At 40.0% G+C, this 1,012-nt stretch carries 1 protein-coding gene; it reads left to right on the top strand.

Translation table 11 applies throughout. From position 1 onward, the window contains the following. Window positions 1-503: 503 nt before the first annotated feature. On the top strand, window positions 504-899 hold the full coding sequence (locus F6K51_RS38220) for a response regulator (RefSeq protein ID WP_293031622.1): 396 nt from the start codon (window positions 504-506) through the stop codon (window positions 897-899). The last annotated feature ends 113 nt before the right edge of the window (window positions 900-1,012 follow it).

The following is a 1,012-nucleotide window of genomic DNA, read 5'->3' as shown; positions in this document are numbered from 1 at the left end:
TTTATAAGTGTAGCTAGTTATAAGTGTAGCTAGTTATAAGTTTAGCTAGTTCATAAACAATGGTCCAAGGAAAAAAAACCCGGTCTAGGCAAGAGCGGGGAGTGTCAAAACTGTGACTAGTTGCAGTCCATGTCATTAAATCATCCATAGTAACCAATAATGATTACACTCCCAGGCTATCGGCTCACTGAGGAAATTTACTAAGCGCCTTAGAACTCTAGTTTATCAAGGGGTTTGTGAGGCTGACCAAAAACTTTTCATCTTTGATCAAGACCGTAAGATTACTTATGCGATTAGCCCGAAGGGCGTTGGCTAGCGAACGCGACCTTGCCTACTCAACCCATCTCGACCGTTTCTCTGACTATTGATAGCAATTTTTCAAAGTAGGACTACAGATGCAGATGGGGAAATCGGGAGATCGCCAGATCGGGAGATGGCCAGATGAAATTGATCTGTAGCCGTAATCGGCCAGAATTGGTATGAATTCAATGAGGGAACTAGTCATGTCTGACGCCGTAATTTTATGTGTTGATGATGAAATATCGATTTTGAAAAGCTTGGAGATGGAACTTCAAGCAGCTTTTGAAGATAAGTATCTCTATGAATTTGCTGAAAGTGCTGATGAAGCTTTGGAAATCATTGATGAACTCTATGAGAATGGAGAACAAATTCTGATTATTGTCTCCGATTGGTTAATGCCAGGAATGAAAGGGGATCAATTTCTGATTAATGTCCATCACAAATATCCCGATATTATTAAAGTGATGCTAACGGGACAAGCTGATGAGGAAGCGGTTGAACGGGCGAAACAATATGCTAACTTATATCGATGTTTACATAAACCCTGGAATACTCGGGAATTAATTTTAACAATTCAGGATGCTTTAGTCGAATTATGAATCGAACTGCCATTATCTGTGTTGATGACGAACAAACCATCCTAGATAGCCTGAAAATAGAGCTAGAAACTAGTTTGGGAGATAACTATCTGATTGAAATGACCCAAGGTGGG

Source organism: Moorena sp. SIO3I8, from assembly GCF_010692325.1.
Classification (GTDB): domain Bacteria; phylum Cyanobacteriota; class Cyanobacteriia; order Cyanobacteriales; family Coleofasciculaceae; genus Moorena.
The sequence above is the reverse complement of the archived record's forward strand: the minus strand, read 5'-3'. Positions and strand labels throughout refer to the sequence as shown.

What these genes read in the sequence shown, in the direction of transcription:
- F6K51_RS38220 (WP_293031622.1), top strand. Translation starts at nt 504, where the DNA reads ATGTCTGACGCCGTAATTTTATGTGTTGATGATGAAATATCGATTTTG.